Annotated in this window: 20 protein-coding genes; 3 read left to right on the top strand and 17 right to left on the bottom strand. The window is 43.5% G+C overall.

Annotated elements, in window-relative coordinates:
- Positions 1-81: 81 nt before the first annotated feature.
- Entirely contained in the window at positions 82-624 is a 543-nt protein-coding gene (locus tag E5S68_RS01510) for a biotin transporter BioY (RefSeq protein WP_135782063.1), read from the top strand.
- Positions 625-676: 52 nt separating this feature from the next.
- Here the strand turns inward: E5S68_RS01510 and E5S68_RS01505 are convergent, their stop codons facing one another.
- The 13 genes from E5S68_RS01505 to truB all read right to left on the bottom strand — a co-directional run bounded on the left by E5S68_RS01505 (position 677) and on the right by truB (position 13,117).
- Positions 677-3,220: a M1 family metallopeptidase gene (locus E5S68_RS01505; protein WP_135782062.1), complete on the bottom strand. Its 2,544-nt coding sequence runs from the start codon at positions 3,218-3,220 to the stop codon at positions 677-679.
- Positions 3,221-3,350: 130 nt separating this feature from the next.
- A complete protein-coding gene (phoU, locus tag E5S68_RS01500) occupies positions 3,351-4,004 on the bottom strand; it encodes a phosphate signaling complex protein PhoU (RefSeq protein WP_135782061.1) in 654 nt (217 codons plus the stop codon).
- A 14-nt stretch (positions 4,005-4,018) separates the two neighbouring features.
- A complete protein-coding gene (gene pstB / locus E5S68_RS01495; RefSeq protein ID WP_135782060.1) occupies positions 4,019-4,777 on the bottom strand; it encodes a phosphate ABC transporter ATP-binding protein PstB in 759 nt (252 codons plus the stop codon).
- 36 nt (positions 4,778-4,813) lie between these two features.
- The gene (gene pstB / locus E5S68_RS01490) at positions 4,814-5,617 is read right to left on the bottom strand and encodes a phosphate ABC transporter ATP-binding protein PstB (protein WP_135782059.1); all 804 of its coding nucleotides are present in this window, start codon (positions 5,615-5,617) and stop codon (positions 4,814-4,816) included.
- Positions 5,618-5,628: 11 nt separating this feature from the next.
- Complete coding sequence (gene pstA, locus E5S68_RS01485) at positions 5,629-6,513, bottom strand: phosphate ABC transporter permease PstA (RefSeq protein ID WP_135782058.1); 885 nt, start codon at positions 6,511-6,513, stop codon at positions 5,629-5,631.
- Positions 6,503-7,414 carry a phosphate ABC transporter permease subunit PstC gene (pstC, locus tag E5S68_RS01480; protein WP_048717261.1) on the bottom strand — a complete coding sequence of 304 codons (912 nt, stop codon included), beginning with the start codon at positions 7,412-7,414 and terminating at the stop codon, positions 6,503-6,505. Before pstC ends, pstA begins: the two co-directional genes overlap by 11 nt.
- 17 nt (positions 7,415-7,431) lie before the next feature.
- Positions 7,432-8,298, bottom strand: coding sequence for a phosphate ABC transporter substrate-binding protein PstS family protein (locus E5S68_RS01475; RefSeq protein ID WP_126404056.1), 867 nt, complete (start codon positions 8,296-8,298; stop codon positions 7,432-7,434).
- A 129-nt stretch (positions 8,299-8,427) separates the two neighbouring features.
- Positions 8,428-9,732: an RsmF rRNA methyltransferase first C-terminal domain-containing protein gene (locus E5S68_RS01470; RefSeq protein ID WP_135782057.1), complete on the bottom strand. Its 1,305-nt coding sequence runs from the start codon at positions 9,730-9,732 to the stop codon at positions 8,428-8,430.
- Positions 9,729-10,502 carry an inositol monophosphatase family protein gene (locus E5S68_RS01465; protein ID WP_135782056.1) on the bottom strand — a complete coding sequence of 258 codons (774 nt, stop codon included), beginning with the start codon at positions 10,500-10,502 and terminating at the stop codon, positions 9,729-9,731. Before E5S68_RS01465 ends, E5S68_RS01470 begins: the two co-directional genes overlap by 4 nt.
- On the bottom strand, positions 10,492-10,770 hold the full coding sequence (locus E5S68_RS01460; RefSeq protein ID WP_135782055.1) for a UPF0223 family protein: 279 nt from the start codon (positions 10,768-10,770) through the stop codon (positions 10,492-10,494). Before E5S68_RS01460 ends, E5S68_RS01465 begins: the two co-directional genes overlap by 11 nt.
- A 1-nt stretch (position 10,771) precedes the next feature.
- A complete protein-coding gene (locus E5S68_RS01455; protein WP_135782054.1) occupies positions 10,772-11,173 on the bottom strand; it encodes a Spx/MgsR family RNA polymerase-binding regulatory protein in 402 nt (133 codons plus the stop codon).
- Between the two features lie 122 nt (positions 11,174-11,295).
- A complete protein-coding gene (locus tag E5S68_RS01450) occupies positions 11,296-12,216 on the bottom strand; it encodes a bifunctional riboflavin kinase/FAD synthetase (protein ID WP_135782053.1) in 921 nt (306 codons plus the stop codon).
- 4 nt (positions 12,217-12,220) lie between these two features.
- Complete coding sequence (gene truB, locus E5S68_RS01445; RefSeq protein ID WP_135782052.1) at positions 12,221-13,117, bottom strand: tRNA pseudouridine(55) synthase TruB; 897 nt, start codon at positions 13,115-13,117, stop codon at positions 12,221-12,223.
- A 188-nt stretch (positions 13,118-13,305) separates the two neighbouring features.
- Between truB and E5S68_RS01440 the strand changes: the two genes are divergently transcribed.
- Positions 13,306-14,622, top strand: coding sequence for an FAD-containing oxidoreductase (locus E5S68_RS01440; protein ID WP_135782051.1), 1,317 nt, complete (start codon positions 13,306-13,308; stop codon positions 14,620-14,622).
- Between the two features lie 38 nt (positions 14,623-14,660).
- Here the strand turns inward: E5S68_RS01440 and E5S68_RS01435 are convergent, their stop codons facing one another.
- The 3 genes from E5S68_RS01435 to pcrA all read right to left on the bottom strand — a co-directional run bounded on the left by E5S68_RS01435 (position 14,661) and on the right by pcrA (position 19,500).
- The gene (locus tag E5S68_RS01435; protein WP_167470849.1) at positions 14,661-15,431 is read right to left on the bottom strand and encodes an alpha/beta fold hydrolase; all 771 of its coding nucleotides are present in this window, start codon (positions 15,429-15,431) and stop codon (positions 14,661-14,663) included.
- A 33-nt stretch (positions 15,432-15,464) separates the two neighbouring features.
- Positions 15,465-16,739, bottom strand: a complete 1,275-nt coding sequence (locus E5S68_RS01430; protein WP_135782049.1) for a DUF2130 domain-containing protein — start codon at positions 16,737-16,739, stop codon at positions 15,465-15,467.
- A 475-nt stretch (positions 16,740-17,214) separates the two neighbouring features.
- Positions 17,215-19,500: a DNA helicase PcrA gene (pcrA, locus tag E5S68_RS01420; protein WP_135782048.1), complete on the bottom strand. Its 2,286-nt coding sequence runs from the start codon at positions 19,498-19,500 to the stop codon at positions 17,215-17,217.
- A gap of 191 nt (positions 19,501-19,691) precedes the next feature.
- On the opposite strand from pcrA, the gene E5S68_RS01415 reads away from it, so the two are divergent.
- On the top strand, positions 19,692-20,885 hold the full coding sequence (locus E5S68_RS01415; RefSeq protein WP_125335418.1) for a cation diffusion facilitator family transporter: 1,194 nt from the start codon (positions 19,692-19,694) through the stop codon (positions 20,883-20,885).
- Positions 20,886-20,973: 88 nt separating this feature from the next.
- Here E5S68_RS01415 and lepB read toward each other — a convergent pair whose 3' ends face one another.
- Positions 20,974-21,531 carry a signal peptidase I gene (gene lepB / locus E5S68_RS01410; protein WP_135782047.1) on the bottom strand — a complete coding sequence of 186 codons (558 nt, stop codon included), beginning with the start codon at positions 21,529-21,531 and terminating at the stop codon, positions 20,974-20,976.
- Positions 21,532-21,652 lie beyond the last annotated feature (121 nt).

Raw genomic sequence — 21,652 nt, 5'->3', positions numbered from 1 at the left:
CACAGCTGAAAAGAGGACTTGACAGGCTTGCCTTCTTTTTTGTAGAATAGTTACCATAAAAACAAAGTGAGGTTTACTGTTTTGAAAAAAATAGAATCAATGACATTAATTGCTCTTGGAGCAGCTTTGATTGCTGCCCTATCCCCTTTTACAATCCCACTTGGACCCATTCCTATCACGCTTCAGACTTTAGCGATTGGATTGATCGCCAGCATCTACCGTCCAAAAGAAGCCACCCTTTCCGTTGTCATTTACCTCCTCTTAGGTGCCATTGGCCTTCCCGTCTTTGCGGGTGGTCATGGAGGTTTAAGTTCCTTCTACGGTCCCACTGCCGGATTCCTTTTCTTCTTTCCTCTTCGAGCTTTGGTTACTTCCATCCTCGCTGGCAAAAAGGGACAGCCCATTCGTATTTTCCTTGCTAACGCCTTAGGGGAAGTCGTCCTCTTTATTGGGGGGGCCTTAGGTTTTATGCTCATTACCCACCAGAGTTTGGATCTCACCGTAAAACTGGTCATCCTACCTTTTGTATTACCAGATTTGATTAAGATGATGTTGACAACGATTTTCGCGGTTATTCTCTATCGCAATCTCAAACATCTCCCTTATTTCAAAAAAGAAAAATAAAAAACTCTTAGAGAGGCTTGCAGATCTGCATAGCACTCTCTAGGAGCTTTTTTTATTTTGTTGCTAGAAGGGCTGCTTCAACAGCTGCTTTCTCCCGCTCAATAAGATCGATACGAGCTGCGATTTCTTTGATTCCCATCTTGATATTACGGCTGATCGCCATATCATCCAATTGTGGTTCAAAGAAGGCCTTGTATTCATTCAATCGTTCATGGGTCTTGAAACAGTTAGCTGGGTAGATGACAAACTTATCAAAGCTCATATCACCACCGAGTGCCTTCTTGATCCAGTCCCAGTTCTCACGCGCCCAAGTCCAGGTTCTACCTTGGGTAAAGTCATCATGCAAGAAGTTGTAGTACCAGCTCATAGCCAAGTCCTGAGGTTTCACCACATCCTTGTTCTTCCACTCCTTCAATAGAGCTTCCAAGGTTTCCACATCCTTGGTGTAAGAAAGAGCTGCTGCCAATTGGCGTTTAAAGTTTCCATCCACTGTCTTCACATAGGTATCTAGGTATTGCTGGCTAAGCTCCTTGGTTTCCTGATGCTTGATTTGGTTGACCAAGATTTGCAAACGAATGGCAGCTGGAAGTTTTTCCAAATCAGAGGCATGCGCTTCAAAGATAGCGCTCGCTTGTGCTTGTGCAGCTTCGTCATTGGCCTTGATCATGTTAGCAATCATAAGCTGACGAACTTTTTCGTCTTCTTCTGTTTCACCAGGCTTAGCCTCCAGACCCAAGCGTTCAAAGTTATAACGGTTCAAACGTTTCAACAACTCATGGAAGGCTGCTTCTGTTTCAGTTCCCTCATCCACAAAGAGACTGATTCCGGCTAAGACGCTCGAAACAGCTGAAACAACCAAGTAGGAACTTTCTTCTGTCAAGTGTTCAATCACTGGCAAGAGGCTTGCATAAGAAATTTGACCGCTTTCCGCTAAGAGACGGCGTTCTTGAACCACTTGCAATTTCGAAGTGCTATCTAAGCTAGCAAGGTCAGCAAGAATGTCCTCTAACAATTCCCCACGGTAGTCACTGATATAATGAGCCGTATTTTCTGTATTGAAGCGAAGAGCTCCGGTATTAGCTGCTTTCAAGGCACTATAGTTTGGAATTTCTAAGACTTCTGTTTCCAAGGTATCTGGAATACCTGTCCAGTTGCTATTCAATGGAACAACCCACTTACGGCCTTTTTCTTCTCTTTCTCCGATGAAGAACTGCTCTTGACGGATGATCAAGGTGTCGTTCTCTACAGAAGCTGAGACAACAGGGTATCCTGGTTGCTCCAACCAAGAATCCATAAAGGCTGCAACATCACGACCAGAAGCTTGACCCAAGGCCTCCCAAAGATCTTGCCCAATGGTATTTCCATATTGGTGTTTTTCAAAGTAGATCTTCAAACCTTTACGGAAGGCATCATCGCCTAACCAACGGCGAAGCATGTGCATGAGCCGGCTACCCTTGGCGTAAACGATCGCTGGGTCAAAGAGGGTGTTGATCTCGTCTGGGTGTTTCACTTCTACATGGACGGATTGAACGCCATCTGTAGCATCACGTTTCAAGGCAGCAGGTACACCTGTTGTTTGGAAGTCTTCAAAGATATTCCAGCTTGGTTCGATGGCATCCAAGCAGACATATTCCATCATATTGGCGAAGCTTTCATTCAACCAGAGGTCATCCCACCACTTCATGGTCACGAGGTTACCAAACCATTGGTGAGCCAATTCGTGAGCTACGACCAAGGCTACTGTTTGACGGCTTTGGGCTGTCGAGTTCTCATCTACAAGGAGGTAGACTTCACGATAGGTTACCAAGCCCCAGTTTTCCATCGCACCTGAAGAGAAGTCTGGAAGCGCAATATGAAGGGATTGAGGGATTGGGTAAGCCACTCCATAATAGTCCTCGTAGAATTCGATGGCACGAACGGCAATATCTAATGAGAAGTCTAAGTTTTCTAATGGGTGAGCTTTGGTAGAGTAGACACCGACTAGGGTTCCATTCTTGGTCTTAGCTGTCACACCCTGCAAATCTCCAGCCGCAAAGGCCAAGAGATAAGAAGACATACGAGGAGTCGTATCAAACTTCCAAATACCTGTTTCTTTCCGACTTTCGACATCGATTTCAGGCATATTAGAAAGAACGATTTCTCCCTCTTCTTGGTCAAATTTCACAGCCAAATCAAAGGTCGCTTTGGCTTCTGGTTCATCTACACTTGGGAAGGCTTCACGAGCAAAGTGACTTTCAAATTGAGTAGAGATTACTTCCTTTTTAACACCATCTACTGTGTAATAAGACGGATAAATCCCTGTCATATTATCCGTAATCTTCCCTGTATATGTAAGGGTAAGGTTTACTTTTCCTGTAGTAGGAACTTCGACAAAGACCGCTTCTTCCTCATCATTGACTGTAAAGGCACAATCTTGCCCATCTACTTGAGCCGATTCGATGGTCAAATCCTTTTGGTGAAGAGAGATGCGAGTCTCTTTTGCTTCTCCGCTAATGGTCACTTTCCCTGAGAAAGTTTTGTCTGAGCGGTTTAAATCTAAGAATAGATCATAGTGCTCAGGTACAAATGTATCAATAAAATGTGCAACTGCTTGCATGAGTAACTCCTTCTTCATTTTTTATCATCTTCTATTCTAACATAAATCCTACTAACTGTAAGGTAAGAGGGGGCAAAACCAGATCTATAAAAAAATAAAGTCTGAGATCATGACCTCAGACTTTATTTTCTTATAATTCCACAATTTTTCCTGTTTCGAAGTAGACAACCCACTCACAGATATTTTTAGCATAATCACCAATACGCTCCAAGTAGTTGATGACTTGGAAGTAATCACGTCCAGTAATAATCAAGTCAGGATTATGCTTGATTTCTTCCGTTGCCAACTCTTGAATACGATCATAGTACTCATTAATTTTTTCATCACGAGTTGCTACTTCATAGGCTGTTTCTACATCCCCTTTTAAGTAGAGTTCCAAGGTTGCTTTAACAAAGTCTTTGACTTCTCGACCCATTTTGCTGATTTCTTCCTCTACAACCTTACTACGAAGTTCTCCCTTCATACGGATGGTTGCTCGAGCGATAGATACCGCATGGTCTCCCATCCGCTCGATGTCAGATACTGCTTTTAAGACTGTCATGACCATCCGAAGGTCCTGAGAAACCGGTTGTTGAAGGGCAATCATCTCAAAGGATTTGCGCTCCAACTTCACTTCATATTCATTAATCTCAGCATCATCTTCAATCACCTGACGTGCCAGATCACGATCATGAGTGACAAAAGCTCGAACCGTGCGGTTGATCTGGGTCAAGACTTCATTTCCCATAGCATAAAACTGGTTATGAAGTTTTTCTAAATCTTCTTCAAATTGTACACGTAACATTTACTTTCCCTTTCTTATCCAAACTTCCCTGATACATAATCTTCTGTTTCCTTACGAGCAGGGTTCAAGAAGATTTTTGAGGTGTCATCATACTCGATGAGGTCCCCATCCAAGAAAAAGGCTGTCTTATCCGAAATCCGACTGGCTTGTTGCATAGACCGGGTCACCAAAAGCATGGTGTAACGATCCTTCAACCCATAAAGCGTTTCTTCAATCTTTCCAGCAGAAATCGGGTCCAAGGCTGAGGTTGGCTCGTCCAGGAGGATAATCTTTGGACTAGTTGCTAGGACACGCGCCACACAAACCCGTTGTTGTTGCCCCCCTGAAAGCCCGATTGCTGAATCATGAAGGCGATCCTTGACCTCATCCCAAATAGAAGCGTTTTTCAAAGAGGTTTCGACTGCTTCATCCAAGACTTGCTTGTCCTTGATTCCATTAATCATGAGTCCATAGGTGACATTGTCATAGATAGACATGGGGAAAGGGTTGGGCTGTTGGAAAACCATTCCAATTTCCTTACGAAGTTCTACTGTATCTGTCCGAGGACTATAGATATTGTGACCATTGTAAATGACGGTTCCTGTTGTTGTCACCTCATGGTTCAAATCTCCCATCCGGTTGATGGCTTTGAGCAAGGTAGACTTCCCTGATCCAGACGGTCCGATTAAAGCCGTGATTTCTTTAGGGGTGAAATCCAGTGACACACTATTCAGTGCCTTTTTCTTATTGTAATAAACCGACAAGTCCTTGACTTGCAAAATTGGTTCTGTCATGTTTTCATCCTTATGTTGTTTCTATGTTACCAATTCCTATCCAAAGTGACCAGATACATAATCGTTGGTTGATTGGAGTTTTGCATTTTGGAAAATATTGGCTGTTTTATCATACTCAATTAAATCGCCTAGATAGAAGAATCCTGTATAATCGCTAGCACGAGCAGCCTGTTGCATGCTGTGGGTCACGATAATAATGGTGTAATCCTTCTTCAACTCCAGCATGGTTTCTTCCAACTGGGCTGTTGCGATAGGGTCTAAGGCTGAAGCTGGCTCATCCATGAGCAAAATCTTCGGTTTGACAGAGATAGCTCGAGCGATACAGAGGCGTTGCTGTTGACCACCAGAGAGGGTCAATGCAGACTTGTGCAAATCATCCTTGACCTGATCCCAGAGGGCAGCTTGCTTCAAAGATTTTTCGACGATTTCGTCCAAGACCTTCTTGTCTTTGACACCTGCCCGCTCGTGTGGGAAGGTGATATTGCGGTAAATGGACTTGGCAAATGGGTTTGGACGTTGGAAGACCATCCCGATATGCTTTCTCATTTCATAGACATTAATATCTGGCCGGTTAACATCGATCCCTTCGTACCAGATCTCCCCAGTCACACGCGCAATATCAATGGTATCGTTCATCCGGTTCAAACTTCTAAGATAGGTGGACTTTCCAGATCCAGAAGGACCGATCAAAGCTGTGATTTTATTCTTCTCAAATTGCATATCCACACCTTTGATGGATTCGTTTGATCCATAGTAGACATGCAAGTCTTTGGTCGAAAGGACCACTTTTTCTTCAGGAAAAGTAATGATATGTTTCTCATCCCAATTGTACTTTGACATTTCTTCTCCTTTTATGCTGAGGTTAATTTCTTATGGAGGTAAGTCCCTAGCTTACGGGCTCCAAAGTTGAAAATCAAAATAAAGATCAACAAGACTGCAGCCGATCCAGCGGATACTTCAATCGCATCGGGAATGGTTCCTTCACTATTAACCTTCCAAATGTGGACTGCTAGAGTTTCCGCTTGACGGAAAATGGAGATCGGACTGGTCACACTGAAGAGGTTCCAGTTGCTCCAATCCAAGGCTGGGGCAGACTGACCAGCTGTATAAATCAAGGCCGCTGCTTCCCCAAAGATCCGCCCAGAAGCTAATACGACACCCGTAATAATACTTGGCAAGGCTTCTGGTACCACTACGTGTATCACGGTTTCCCAACGAGAGATTCCAAGCGCAAGCCCAGCTTCTCTCTGTGTATGGTGGATGTTTTGCAAGCTATCTTCAATGTTTCGCGTCATTTGTGGCAGGTTAAAGACCGTCAAGGCCAAGGCCCCTGAAATAATTGAGAAGCCATATTGAAACTGCACTACAAAGACCAAGTAGCCAAAGAGACCGACTACGACCGATGGGAGAGAAGACAAGATCTCAATACAGGTCCGAACCAAGTTGGTCAATGGGCCCTTCTTGGCATACTCTGACAAGTAGATCCCTGCCCCCAAAGAAAGTGGGAAGGAGATAATCAAAGTAATGACTAAAAGGAAGAAGGAATTATAGAGCTGAATCCCAATCCCTCCACCTGCTTGGTAAGAAGAAGATTTGCTGGTCAAAAAGGTCCAAGACACATGCGGCAACCCTCTAACCAGGATGTAGAGAATCAAAGAAGCAAGAATCGTAACAATAATTCCAGCAATAGCATAGAGAATTCCTGTCGCTATCTTATCTATTTTTTTAGCGTGCATAGTTCTTCTTACCTCTTTCTTTCGTGATCAATTTGATAACGCTGTTGAATGCCAAACTCATCAGCAAGAGCACCAAGGCAAGTGACCAAAGAACGTTGTTGTTAACTGTTCCCATAACCGTATTTCCGATTCCCATAGTCAAAATAGAGGTTAAGGTGGAAGCTGGAGTTGTTAAAGAATTTGGAACAACCGCTGAGTTTCCGACCACCATCTGAATAGCCAAGGCTTCACCGAAGGCACGGGCCATTCCAAAGACAACTGCCGTAAAAATACCTGAGCGAGCCGCCTTTAAGGTGACATGCCAAATCGTTTGCCAACGAGTCGCTCCCATAGCCATACTTGCTTCCCGATAGTGACGAGGTACTGCCCGTAAGCTGTCTGTTGTCATAAAGGTCACAGTTGGAAGTATCATGACAAAGAGGACAAAGACCCCTGACAAGATCCCAAACCCTGTCCCACCAAAGATGGAACGAACAAATGGAACCACCACTTGCAAACCAATAAATCCATAAACAACAGAAGGGATCCCTACCAACAATTCAATAGCTGGTTGTAAGAGACGAGCTCCCTTTGGTGAAACTTCTGTCATAAAGACTGCCGCACCGATGGCAAAAGGTGTCGCCACCAAGGCAGACAAAAGGGTTACAATGAAGGAACCCAAGATCATTGGCAAAGCCCCAAATTCTTTCCCAGATGGATTCCATGTGGATCCGAAAAGGAAACTAAAGACATTGACCTTGTTGACAAAGAAAGTCGATAATCCCTTTTGGGCTACAAAAATCAAAATCAAAGCTACAACAAAGACAATCAAACTCATACAGCAGAAAGTAATGGTTTTACCAAATTTTTCCAAACGAGAATTATTGGACTTTGCGAGCATTTTTTTTGCTACTTCGTTCATGTTTTACCTAATTCTTCTTATTTCTTCGTAATGTTACCGTCAAGATCACGGCTGACTTTCATATCATTGATTGGGATATAGCCCATCTTACCAACGATTTCTTGCTGGACCTCATCTGTCATCATGTAATCCAAGAATTTCTTAGCCAATTTACTTGGCTCTCCCTTGGTATACATGTGTTCATAGGACCAAATTGGCCAGTTATTATTCACTACGTTTTCCTTAGTTGGTTCATAGCCATTTAACTTCATGGTTTTGACACTATCATCCACGTAGGTAAAGGCCAGATAAGAAATGGCACCTGGAGTCTGGGAAACAATGTTCTTCACCATTCCATTGGAATCCTGTTCCTGAGCCTGTTTAGGATCTTTGCCGTCCATAATGATGTCATCAAATACAGCACGGCTACCAGATCCTACTGCCCGGTTCACAATGGTAATTTCCAAGTCCTCACCACCCAATTGCTTCCAGTTGGTATATTCACCAGTAAAAATCTTACGCAATTGTTCAGTAGTTAAATCGTCTACGGAAATCCCCTTGTTCGCAATGATGGCTGTTCCTGCTACTGCTACTTGATGATCCACCAAGCTAGAAGCATCGATGCCATCTTTTTCCTCTGCAAAGAGGTCACTATTTCCAATGTCGACAGCTCCTGATTGGACCTGAGAAAGACCTGTACCAGATCCACCCCCTTGGACATTGACAATCTTACCGGGATGCTCTTCAATATAACGATCTACCACCCCTTCAACGAGCGGTTGTAGGGCTGTTGATCCAACAGCTGTAATCGCTTCTCCACGGTCAATCCAAGACGCACAGGCAGAAAGAGAAGCTGCAAGTGCTACTGTTGCTAGCCCAAGGACTAGCTTTTTGCATTTATTCAATGTAAGTCTCCTTGAATCATAATCAAATATCGTTTAAATCTTATCTCTAAACACTTGTTATCTTCTAGTATTCTAGCAAGAATCACTCTATTTCCACTATAACATAGAAAGACGGCATTTCCTAATAATTTATCTAAATCTCAAACCTTTTGGAAAGAAATTTTTTAAGGTCCGTCCAGTCACTTTTGCAAAACCTAAACCATTGCCTCCAGCCAGGACCTGATACCAACCATTTGGGTAGTCTTGATCTAGCTGAATAGTCTCTCCAGCCACGTACTTCATAAAGTCTGGATCCGACAAGCTGACCGATTTCTTCACTTGATCTGGTTTCAGAGCTAGGCCCAAAGCAAAGCTAGGTTCAAAGCGATTTTTCTTAAAGGTTCCAAGGTGCAAGCCATTGCGAGCAATCTTGACCTTTTTCAAATCAGGGAGACCAACAGGTAAGAGATAAAGCTGATCTCCAAAACACTGGTAGAGACCCTCTAAATCAATGGCTAAACAATCCTTGGCAAAAGCTTGCCACAGCTTCTTCTGCTCAGCCGTTAGATTGGAACGTCCTTCCTTGATCTTCTTAACTTCAGGCTCTCCCTTATAAAGGAATTTAGCAACAAATTGCCCTTCCCCTTTGAAACGATGGGGATACATCCGGGCTGTTTCAGGATAACCGATCCCCTCTACCATGCCATTGATTTTTTCAATCGGTAGCAATTCCAACTCATATTCTTCTATGAGCCAAGAGACAATCTCTTCATTCTCTTCCGGTGCCCAGGTACAGGTCGAATAAACTAGCTGTCCACCTGGTGCCAGCATCTTGATAGCATCTGTTAAAATTTCTCTTTGAAGACCAGCACATTGAGCTGGATAATCTGGGTGCCAGTAGTCCATGGCATCTGGTTGCTTCCGGAACATTCCTTCACCAGAACACGGAGCATCCAAAACAATCAGATCAAAATAGGCTGGAAAAACCTTGGCCAAACGCTCGGCGGATTCATTGGTCACCACGACGTTACGAGCCCCAAAACGTTCGACATTCTCGACCAGAATCTTGGAGCGACCCTTGTGAATTTCATTAGAAATGAGGAGACCTTGATTGTCTAAATAAGAGAGTAAGTGGGTCGTCTTCCCACCAGGTGCTGCCGCAAGATCCAAGACCTTCATACCTGGACTTGGATGTGCTACTTGAGCCACCATTTGGGCAGCGGGTTCTTGCGAGTAGACCAGACCTGTGACATGGGCAACGGATTTCCCCGACACCTTGCCATAGTAACTCCAAGGCATACCTGGAATAGGCTCATTACCTCTGATTTGCTCCGCCTTTAACGGATTGGTTCGATAGGCAGAAACGGCTGGTTCATCAAAGGTTTGAAAGAAGGCCTTGGCCTCTTCTCCAAGTAATTGGGTATACTTTTCTTTAAATCCTTGAGGAAAGGTCATGCGTCTTTTCCTTTCGTCAAAAAAGGCTGAATCTCATCTAGTTTACAAGTTGGGACCATCATGATAGGCTCCAAGGTCTCATAGTTAGGTTCTTTCCCTTCCAAGGTCAAGACTGAGTATCCTAGGCACTCTCCCATAATAGCTGCAGCCGCATAATCCCAAGGCCAGATATAGCTGAAGTAGCCTAAAATACCACCGGATAGGATCTTGGTAAAACTGATACCGGCACTCCCATAGACCCGAATCCCTAAGCATTCTGCCCCCAAATCCGCCATACCCCAAGCATTGGTCTTGAGCATACCTACATTGGAGGCCACTAATAAATCACTCAGGGGACGATCTTGGAAGCTTTGTAGGCGACGGTCGTTACAAAAAACTCCAAATTCCTTTCCGCCAAAAAAGAGATGATCCCGCATGACATCATAGATCAAACCAAACCGGCCAAGACCCTCTTCAAAATAGGCAACCATAACAGCAAAATCTTCTTTTTGAGTCACAAAATTATTGGTCCCATCAATGGGGTCAATGACCCAGACCTTTCCTGATCGAATAGGGGCACGAAGCTCATCTTCTTCAGCAAAAATTTGATCTTCTGGATAAGCTTCTAAAATCTTGCGGACCAAGGTTGCTTGCACTTCCTGATCCATCTGAGTCACCAAATCCGTCGGATTTGTTTTGACAGTAATCGCTAGCTGGTCATGTAAGTGTTCTCTTAGATAGCTTCCTGCTTCTCTGACAATGGTCTTAGCAAATTCTAATTTATTGATCAATCGAAAACCATCCTTCCCCTTTTTCTTTGGCTACTTTTGTAGCTCGGTAGAGAGAGTAGCCACTGACCTCTTCAAACTCTTTGCCCAAACGTTTTTCTTCGCCAATACTTGGGACAACTTTCTTAAAGGCCTTGTAAGCTTCTAGGTAGGTTCGGGCATTCGCCTTTTGCTCATAAGCTTGTTCTACCTGATTAAAAAAAGAAAGCACCGAAGCAAGCTCTTCAGTGCTCCACGATAAATCGAGTGGGTAACTATAATTCTTATTCATTTTACTGGATCTCCGCCCTTAATGTAGCAGATTTTAATTCTTCTTTACGATAGCATCGAGGTAGAAATGCTCGGATTTCATCCTCATTGAAGCCGATTTGCATACGCTTTTGATCAAGAATAATTGGGCGACGCAAAAGACTAGGATTTTCTTCAATGAGCTTAATCAAAGCAGAAATCGATAAATCCTCTACATCTACATTTAGTTTCTGAAAAATTTTTGAACGAGTTGAAATAATGTCGTCTGTTCCATTTTCAGTCAGGGCCAAAATATTACGCAACTCATCATAAGACAAGGGACTTGTCATAATATTATGTTCTTTGAAAGGAACTTCATGCTTTTCTAGCCAAGCCCGTGCTTTCCGACATGATGTACAACTCGGAGATAAAAATAATGTAATCATGATCTTCACTTCTTTTTGTATACACTTACCTAACTATATTATACAAAAATATTGGACGCTTGAAAAGCGATTTTTGTATTTAAAAGAATAAAATTCTCCCCTAAAGGGAGAATTTACAATAATCATGATTTCATCCACTTACGGGCAATTTTTTCATCTTGATGAAGTTGGTCAATTAGGGCTGGTACACTATCAAATTTTACCATTTCTCGAATCTTATCCAACCAAAAAATCCGGATAGTATATCCATATATATCTTTCGTAAAATCAAAGAGATTGGCCTCAAATCGAAGTTCTGTCCCATCGAAGGTCGAGTTTTTCCCAACGGAAGCCATCCCTCGATATCGTTTCCCCATTACCTCTACTTCTACTACGTAAACACCATCTTGAGGAAGATAGGTCCGATCCACTGGAGCTAGATTGGCCGTTGGAAAGCCAATAGTTCGCCCACGCGCATCCCCATGTACGACAATCCCTCGACTGGACAAAGGATATCCTAAGAGATTCGTCGCTTCTTTCACCTGACCAGATGCAATAGCCTGGCGAATACGAGTCGAACTAATTTTTTCCCCTTGATCCAGGACAGGTGGTATCACTCGCACTTGACCATCAAAATAGGACGCTAAATCAGCCGCCTCTTTTTTATCACTTCCAAAGCTATAATCAAAACCTGCAACTATGACACGAGCTCGAAGAGCTGTCAGATAACTAGCAACAAATTCTTCTGCTGTATGAGCCGCAAAATCACTGGTAAAATCTATCAGATACAGCTCATCAACTCCAAATTCCTCCATTCGTTTCAATCGCTCCTCTGGATTTTGGAGATGAAGGAGTAATTCTGGTTGGTAACGGCAAAAGGCCAACTTAGGAGATTCCGGGAAGGTCAAGACAGCTACAACAAGTCCTTGCTCATCGGCAATCCTGCGAGCCGTCCGAAAGAGTTCTTGATGGCCTCGGTGGAGACCATCAAAATAGCCCAAGACCACGACTGTATCCCCTTGTGATTGTATTTCTTTTTCATTGCTTATATAACGAATTTTCATGAATTTATTGTATCACACTTTCTATTAGAAAAACTTTACGAGGTTTGTAGAGATTATCCCGTTTTTCTAAAATAGCCACCAATCTTCCATGGTAAAAAGCAGCCAACTCTCTGGCTTCACTCTCAACTGGAATAAAGCGTCCCACTTGGACTTCGCCGACCTCTTCTGCTGTCAGCTCTACTTTTTCCAGATCCCCTATTCCAATTTCAAGTGGATGAAGGAAGCTCAAATCTCCTTGTGCTACTTTTTCAGCCACTTCTTCCAAGGTCAGGGCATCTTCTAGTGACAAACCAGCGGCACTAGTTCTGGTCAGATGAGACATATGGGCTGCATAACTCAGTTTTTGACCAAGGTCCACAGATAAGGTCCGGATATACGTCCCTTTGCTACATTTGACCCGGAAGCGAAAACGGGCTAGTCCTTCCTCGTAGCCAATCTCACTGGTACGCGTAAAGTCATAAATAGTTACCTGTCGGACAGGCCGTTCCACTTCTTCTCCTGCCCGCGCATATTCATAGAGCTTACGTCCATTGACCTTGACTGCTGAGTACATAGGCGGTACCTGCTCAATTTCTCCCACCATCTGGGCAATCATGCGATCGACCTCTGTTGCATCTAAAGGTGCTTCCACTGGGGTCCTCTCGACGATTTCCCCACTGGCATCCTCCGTTGTGGTAGAAAATCCCAGAGTGATTTCTCCTTCATAGACCTTGCCTTCATCTTGCATGAATTCGACCATCCGGGTCGCCTTGCCAACTGCAATCGGAAGCACTCCCACCACATCAGGATCCAACGTTCCCCCATGGCCAATCTTCTTGGTACCTAGGATTTTTCGCAGTTTAAAGACCACATCATGCGAAGTCATGCCCGCTTCTTTTTTTATATTAATAATTCCGTCCATCTGATTTGCTCTTTCTAACTGATTGTGTGACCACCAGAGCCACCGACCCTTTATTATACCATGAAAAGAGACTTCTTGTCCCTGATTCCTGTTTCCTGTTTCCTGTTAGCTTCTACATAATCCCGTAGCAGATTTCAGACTTTTTAAAATGGGTTTGATACAATAGAAACCGAAAGAAGGTGTAACATATGTTAATGTATGATGTTATTGTTATTGGATTTGGTAAAGCTGGTAAAACACTTGCAGCGAAATTATCAAGCCAAGGAAAAAAAGTTGCTCTGATTGAAAAGAGTAAGTCTATGTATGGTGGTACTTGTATCAATATCGCTTGTATTCCCACCAAGACCTTAATTGTTGCAGCAGAAAAAGGCTTGGATTTTGAGCAAGCCATGAATGAGAAAAATGCAGTCACCACTCGTCTCAATGGCAAGAACTATGCAACTATTGCTGGAACGGGTGTAGACATTATCGATGCAACAGCTCGTTTCCTTTCCAACAAGGTCATCGAAATTCAAGCTGGAGATGAAAAGGAAGAATTGACAGCTGAAACCATTATTATTAATACTGGTGCTGTGCCAACTATTCTTCCAATCCCTGGACTGGCTGAAAGTAAATTTGCAGTGGATTCAACCGGTATTCAACGTTTGGAAAACCTACCTAAACGCCTGGGTGTCCTTGGAGGTGGACCTATCGGATTGGAATTTGCTCATCTCTACAATACCTTGGGTAGCAAAGTAACAGTGCTGGACGCTTCTGAAACATTCTTGCCACGAATCGAGCCAAGCATTGCAGCTCTTGCAAAAGGCTACCTTGAAGAAGATGGTATTCAATTCTTGCAAGGCGTTCATACCCAAGAAATCAAAGATGGTGAAGATAGCTTAACCCTTGTAACGGATAAGGGAGACTTCGAGTTTGATGTCCTTCTCTACGCAACAGGACGTAAGCCAAACATAGCTGGACTTGGTCTTGAAAATACAGATATTCAAGTCACTGATCGTGGAGCGATTCAAGTCAACCGTCATTTGGAAACCAGCGTCCCTGGTGTCTTTGCAGTTGGGGATGTCAATGGTGGTCCTCAGTTCACTTACATGTCACTCGATGACTTCCGCATTGTCTTCAACTACCTAACAGGCGATGGTAGCTATAATCTAGAAACACGCGGAAACTATGCGACGACACTCTTTATTGCTCCTCCACTGGCCCAAGTTGGCTTGACTGAGCAAGAAGCTCGTGACAAAGGACTTCCAGTTGCTGTTAAAGAATTGCCAGTTGCTGCCATGCCTCGCGGACATGTCAACGCAGACCTCCGAGGGGCCTTCAAAGCCGTGGTCAACCCAGAAACCAAAGAAATCCTTGGAGCGACTCTCTTTGGAGAAGCTGCAGGCGAACTCATCAACCTGATCACCATGGCGATGGACAACAAGATTCCTTATACTTACATCGCAAAACAAATCTTTACCCACCCAACCATGGCAGAAAACCTAAACGATCTCTTTGCGATTTAACTAGCATAAAAACGCTGGAAAAATTTTTCCAGCGTTTTTTAATGTAAAAATCCACAGACAGCCTCTTGAAATGCTTTATTTTCTTCATACAGAGCATGACCTGAATGCTTAAGAATAAGGAGCTGACAATCCGAAATCGCTTTTGCCAGTTCCTTGGATCCCTTCACACCGATTACATCATCTTCAAGGGCACCAAGGATCAGGGTCGGACATTGAATTTCTTTTAAGACCCCAAGGCTATCGTGAGTGAGGCAAGACTGAGACTGAATGGAAATTCGTTTCTCATCTTTGATTCGCCCCAATCGACCCATGATATTATAAAGCAACCGCCACTTTTGATAGCTCTTTTGCGTGTAGGAGTGCTGTGCAATATCCAGCATGAGATGCTTAAAATTTCCAGATTGACTGAGTTTTTGCCAATGCTCAATTCGTTCTCTAGCAAGTTGACTAGGCTTCGCTGTTGTCACAGCTAGGATGAGCCTTTGAACCCTTTCTGGAAAATCTACAGCTAGCCATTGAGCAATCATTCCACCTTGTGAAATCCCCATAACATAGGCGGCATCTAGGTTTAGTGTCTCCATTGCTTCTGCTACATCTGCTGCCATATCCCGTGTCGTATAGCCCTGCCTCAACTCATTGATTCGAGAAAAAACATATATTTTATAGCGCTTAGCAAGTAGACGATAAGAGAGGGAAAAGAGCTGGGCCTTTCCTTTAACCGTCTGTAGTCCATCCCCCAAGCCTGGTATGATTATTAAAGGCCGCTTGCCTGTACCAAATGTCACATAGTCCATGGTTTTCCCATTCATGGACAAGGTAGCGTTCTTAGCTGAGTACAAAAACTATTCCCCCTTCAAAGCATCAAACTTAGCCTTCATGGTCGGATTCTTCCGAGTCAATTTTTTAACAGAAACATCATCCAACTTATTGTTTGCAAGGCGAAGTTGGTTTTCTGATGTGGTCAAGAATTTCTTGACTTCTTCCATCCTTTTGATGGCCTTGTCGATTTCGTCAATAGCCTTACCGAAGTTGATAGATGCTGAATTGTAGTTTTTAGCAAAGGCAACCTTGAAGGCGTCTAGGTCTTCTTCAAAGTGGGTGATGTCAATATTTTGCTCACGGATAAGTGCTAGTTCTTGCTTATATTTTAGAGAGTTAAGAGCCGCATTACGTAAGAGCCCAATCAACTGGATAAAGAACTGAGGACGAACGACGTACATCTTCTCATACTCGTGGCTAACATCGACAATCCCTGTATTGAAGTAGTCATTATCTGCTTCAATCATACTTACCAAAACAGCATACTCACAGTTCTTTTCTCGACGATCCTTGTCCAACTCCTTGTAAAAATCGGCATTCTTATGCTTCTTTTCAGTCCCGTCAGCTTCATTTTTCATCTCAAACATGATGGAAATGAATTCTAGCCCATTTTCATCAAAATCTCGGAAGATAAAGTCTCCTTTAGACCCACGAGCAGAAACCTTGTTGTCCTTTTCGAAATAGGCATTAGGGAAGGCAAAGCTACGAACCTTGTTAAATTCACTCTCCGCATACTGCTCCAGACTTTCCCCAATAGCCTTGGTTGATTGTTGGGCCTTGAAGTTCTTGTAGAACTCAACCTGCTCATTGGCCGCCTTAAGCTGGGCCTCATAGTTTTGTTTCACCGAAGCAAGAGAAAGCTCGTTTTCTTTTTCTTGTAGAAGGAGCTGATTTTTGACCTGGTCTCTTTCTTTCTCTAGATTAGATAGTGTCTTTTGCAGTTGGTTTTCATGCTCCAAGCGTAAGGTCGCCAACTGATTCTCAAGTTGTTGAACTTCTTTTTCTTTCTCTAGCAGACTTTGGCTAGCCGTTTGCTCTACTTCCTTTTTCGCCAATTCTTTTTCGGTATCAAACTGTTGAATCTGGTTTTGTAACTGGGCAATTTCTTGGTCCTTCTTGGCTAACTTCTCTTGCTGCTCATTAAGGGCCTTTTGCTCTGCTAAAGCCAGCTCTTGCCGAATCCGCTCATGAATTTCCTTGTCAAACTCCGCTGTCCGAACCTGTGACAAGAGTTCGCTGTATTGACTTTCATTAACTGTAAAAACTTCCCCACAGTTGGGGCACTTGATTTCGTTCATAGCCTGCCTCTTTCTCTATTCTTAATATATTATATCATGCCACCAATAAAATCAAAACCAGCAAACGACCCTTGCTCCTACTATTTCCCTAGTTTATGACAGTGAATAAAGTAAATGAGAGGATTTGAGAAAACAGAACGATGACCATTAAAACTTCCCGGCGTGAGAAAAGAGGCTGGGACAAAAGTCCTAGCCTCTCAATTGTCTTTGGATTATCGAGCAAGACGCAGTGGTTGAGTGGGCTCTACTACGCTGATTTTATCAGCTTTTACAGCCCTACTCAACTGTGCGGAGGTGGGACGACGAAATCGAATTCTAACGAATTACCGATTTCTGTCCCACTCTCTCGGTAGATTTGAGACGGAGGGCTCAAATCTAAGGTATGAAATCCTAAAGGGAGTCACTACCGTCCGTCCTCACCTTAGGGAAGTTTTATAAAAGGCAAAACCAGCAAGCTAGGCTTACTGGTTTCAGTTTATTTCTTCTCAATCGGAGCGACACTGGCCAAGAGCTTCTTAAGACCCACTTCTGGGAAGTTAATCTTAAGCTCTTGGGTATTGCCACTACCAGAGACTTCAAGCACAGTTCCTTCTCCCCACTTCTTGTGAAGGGCAATGTCGCCAATAGACCAAGCGACGCTCTCTTTGGCACTAGAACGGTTGCTATTGCCAAAGGGGAGGCTTGATGATGTGAGGGTACTTGGAGCTGCTTGTCTCTTGCGCTCTTGAAGGGCTTGTGACAGACTCATGCCTTTTCCAAAGGTCGTTCCGCTACCATTGCTATAAGAAGCCTTAAAGCTAGTGTTGGCCGGACGCGCTAATCCTTGGTAGGTTAACAAATCTGAGCTAATTTCATTGATAAAGCGCGTCGGACGGTTGTAGCTGGTCCGCCCAAAGAGCAAACGAGAGTTGGCATTGGTTAGGAAAAGAACCTTCTCTGCCCGCGTGATCCCTACATAAGCCAAGCGACGCTCTTCTTCTAACTCATCTGGATCCTCAGCCGCACGACTAAGTGGAAAGACATTTTCTTCCATCCCAATCAAGAAGACCACTGGGAATTCCAAACCTTTGGCCGCGTGAAGGGTCATCAAGGTGACTTCTGAAGTCTCTTGCGCTCCATCGTCTGTATCGGCAATCAAGGCTAAGTCGTTCAAGAAACGACTCAAGGTGTCCACACCTGATTCGTCTTCAACAGAATCGCCATTTTCATCAAAATTCTTGGTAACAGATAGGAACTCTTGGATATTCTCAATGCGGGCCTGACTTTCCAGATTTCCCTGATTGGTTAGGGCCGTCATATAGCCTGTCTTGTCAAGGACTTCTTCGACCAACTCTGTAATGGTCATCTGGTCCAATTTTTCTCTCAAATCAAGAATGAGATTGGCAAAGTCCCAGATGGCTTGGGCTGCTTTTCCTTTAATGCCAGAGAGCATGATATTGGCTGAAGCATCCAGAAGTGAGGTCCCTTGCATTTGGGCAAAATCACGAATTTTATCCACCGTACCCGGACCAATTCCCCGCTTGGGTTCATTGATAATCCGCTCAAAACTGATATTGTCACTGAGATTAGCAATCAAGTTTAGATAAGCAATAACATCTCGAATTTCCTTCCGGCTGTAGAACTTGGTGCCCCCTACCATGGTATAGGGAATATTGGACTTGAGCAGTGCTTCTTCAATGGTCCGTGACTGGGCATTGGTCCGGTAGAGAACCGCAAAATCACGATGCTTATAGCCAGCTTCGCGACTGAGCTCTTCAATGGTTTTGGCAACAAAGACCGCTTCATCCTGCTCATCATTGGCCCGGTAATAAACAATCTCTTCACCGTCAGCATTTTGGGTCCAAAGATTCTTCGGACGGCGGTTCCGATTATTTTTGATCACATCGTTAGCTGCTTGTAGGATGGTTTTAGTGGAGCGATAATTTTCCTCTAACAAGACGACCTTGGCATCGGGATAATCCTTTTCAAAGTCGAGAATATTTTGCATGTCTGCTCCCCGCCAGCCATAAATAGACTGGTCAGCATCCCCAACAACACAGATATTTTTAAAGCGAGAAGCCAAGAGTTTGACCAATTGGTATTGGGCATGGTTGGTATCTTGGTACTCATCTACATGGATGTATTGGAACTTCTGCTGGTAATAGGTCAGCACATCAGGATGCTGGTCAAAGAGACGCAAGGTCAACATGATCAAATCATCAAAGTCCACCGCTTCTGACTGACGGAGTTCCTTTTGGTAAGCCTCATAGCACTTGGCGACGATCTGGGTGTACATATCCCCCGCTTGGGCGGCATAAGCCACTTCATCGATTAGGTCATTCTTGGCATTGGAAATGGTCCCCAAAATGGTCCGTTCATTCCATTTCTTAGGATCCAAATTCAAGGACTTCAAGATCCGCTTCATTAAGGTCCGTTGCTCACCTGGATCGACAATGGTAAAGTTACGATTGTAACCAATGTGATCCGCATCGCGGCGAAGGATGCGCACACACATGGAGTGGAAGGTGGCGATCAAGCAGTCTTGAGTCGCCGGATTTAGCTGATAAGCCCGCTCTTTCATCTCCCGAGCGGCTTTATTGGTAAAGGTAATGGCCAAAATATTCCAAGGATTGACCATTTTTTCATCAATCAAGTAAGCAATCCGATGGGTCAAGACACGTGTCTTACCAGAACCCGCCCCCGCCATGATCAAGAGGGGACCTTCTGTCGTTTGGACCGCCTCCGCTTGGCGGTCATTCATACCATTCAATAAAGGATTCATCTCATACTCCTCGTTCATTCAATCGTTCTATTATACCACAATTTGCCTCTTTCTCCTTGAGAAAATGGTCGGCTTCATTTGAATTTTAAGCGTAAAAAGTCTATAATGAATCTTTAAGAAGATACGTTTTTCTTTATCAAAGGAAAACGAGGAAACGAATGAAATAAAAAATGAAAAGTAAGGAGGGACTCGTGGAAAAGTCACAAAGTAATTTAAAACTAGCCGAACGTGGAGCCCTAATTAGTATTGTGGCCTACCTGCTCTTATCCGCTGCTAAGTTAGCAACCGGACACCTCCTTCACTCCTCTAGTTTGGTTGCTGATGGTTTTAATAACTTATCAGATATTATCAGTAATGTCGCCCTTCTCATTGGCATTCGCATGGCCCGCCAGCCAGCTGACCGCGACCACAGATTTGGTCATTGGAAGATTGAAGATCTAGCTAGCCTGGTAACTTCCATCATCATGTTTTATGTGGGCTTTGATGTCCTACGAGATACGGTTCAAAAAATCCTCAGCAGGGAAACAACTGTTATTGATCCTTTAGGAGCCATTGTTGGAGTTGGGTCAGCCCTTGTCATGTTTGCAGTCTATCTTCATAACCGCACTTTAGCCAAGAAAGCCCAATCCAAGGCCCTCAATGCTGCTGCTAAAGATAACCTGTCTGACGTGGTCACTTCTTTAGGAACCTCTGTTGCGATTGGAGCTAGTGCTCTCAACTATCCGATTGTGGACCAATTAGTGGCCATCGTTATTACCTTCTTTATCCTAAAAACTGCCTACGACATTTTCATTGAATCCTCCTTCAGCCTCTCAGATGGATTTGATGAAAGTCTTCTTGATAAATACAAGGCTGCCATTCTAGAATTGCCCAAAGTCAGCCGAGTGAAATCCCAACGGGGACGGACCTACGGAAGCAATATCTACCTAGATGTTGTCATCGAAATGAATCCTGACCTTTCTGTTTATGAGAGTCATGCCATTACCGAAGAGGTCGAGCGCCTTCTCAAAGAACAATTTGGTGTCTTTGACATCGATGTGCATGTGGAGCCAAGTTCCATCCCAGAAGATGAGATCCTGGACAATGTCCTTCTCAAATTAAAAACTTATGAAGAACGCTTGCAGGCTCAGCAGGAATATTCAACCCTCCTAGCAGACAACTTCACCCTCATTAATGAATTCGGTCAAGAAAGCCACAAAGAGGATCTCGTTCGTTTGCAAGAAGAGCATCAGATTCCTTTTAAGAATTTCGAAATCGAATCCATCAGTCAAAAGACCAAATTGATTCGCTATGAGTTAAATAACCAGATCCATACCAGTCTCTGGCGTCGCCATGAACACTGGCAAAAGGTCTTTCACCAAATCACTAGTAAACAGGAAAAATAGATTCCTCTCCCTCAATCTAACCAGAACAAAAAGCTACTGCAATTCCTTTCTGCAGTAGCTTTTTGTAAGAAAAAATAGTCCTTCCGGACTATTCTTCTTCTTTAATAAAACCAAATTTATTGAGAGGATACAATCTGAAATCGACAACACCCTCAATCTGATCTGCTTGAATATAACCAAATTCACGACTGTCTTTGGTATTGTTGCGATCATCATTTAGGACTAAGTAACTATTACTAGGTACTTTTCCAGCCTTGGTTCCCTTGAGTTCTCTAGAGAAAAAATCATTGGTAAAATAATCGCCACTTGGGGCAGCCAAATGTTTGGTCTTCATCTTGTCCAAATACGGCTCTGCTGTAGCTACACCATTCAGATAAAAGACATCATCCACATAGCTGACCTCATCGCTCTCTATCGCAATGACACGTCCAAGATATTGTTTCTCTTTTACATGATAAAGGACCAAGTCCGTTCGATCAATTTTCCCCTTTTTAGTCGCTACTACTAAATCATCTTTCTTAACGGAGGCATTGGCCATTTGATCAGATACCCACAATGGTTGAAACACAAAGACGCGCAAGGTAATCAGTATCAGCCCCAGTATTCCAAGTACGATAATATTCCGAATCAAATCCCTTTTTGACATTCCTATCCCCCCTTTCAGCTCATTCCATTATACCATTTTATTAGACAATAAAAAAGGCCCACATTCCCAAATTGTCAGAAACTTGCTCTAAAAAGAAAAACCTTGTCTCCAAGCTTTAAAC

This window comes from Streptococcus rubneri (assembly GCF_004785935.1).
In the GTDB taxonomy this organism is placed as follows: domain Bacteria; phylum Bacillota; class Bacilli; order Lactobacillales; family Streptococcaceae; genus Streptococcus; species Streptococcus rubneri.
The sequence above is the reverse complement of the archived record's forward strand: the minus strand, read 5'-3'. Positions and strand labels throughout refer to the sequence as shown.